Annotated in this window: 1 tRNA gene; it reads left to right on the top strand. The window is 51.3% G+C overall.

The features are described 5' to 3' along the window. The first annotated feature begins 7 nt into the window (after positions 1-7). Positions 8-83 (top strand) — tRNA-Glu (locus AN392_RS18230). Positions 84-236 lie beyond the last annotated feature (153 nt).

The following is a 236-nucleotide window of genomic DNA, read 5'->3' as shown; positions in this document are numbered from 1 at the left end:
TTTTAGTGTCCCCATCGTCTAGAGGCCTAGGACACCGCCCTTTCACGGCGGTAACAGGGGTTCGAATCCCCTTGGGGACGCCACTTACTATTATACAGTAGGGTAGTGTTATTAAAGCTCGTCTGAATCGAGTCTAAACTTTCAGTTGTCCTAGTGACACTTTTTAGTGTCCCCATCGTCTAGAGGCCTAGGACACCGCCCTTTCACGGCGGTAACAGGGGTTCGAATCCCCTTGG

The organism is Pseudoalteromonas sp. P1-16-1b (assembly GCF_001401785.1).
Classification (GTDB): Bacteria; Pseudomonadota; Gammaproteobacteria; order Enterobacterales; family Alteromonadaceae; genus Pseudoalteromonas; species Pseudoalteromonas undina.
The sequence above is the reverse complement of the archived record's forward strand: the minus strand, read 5'-3'. Positions and strand labels throughout refer to the sequence as shown.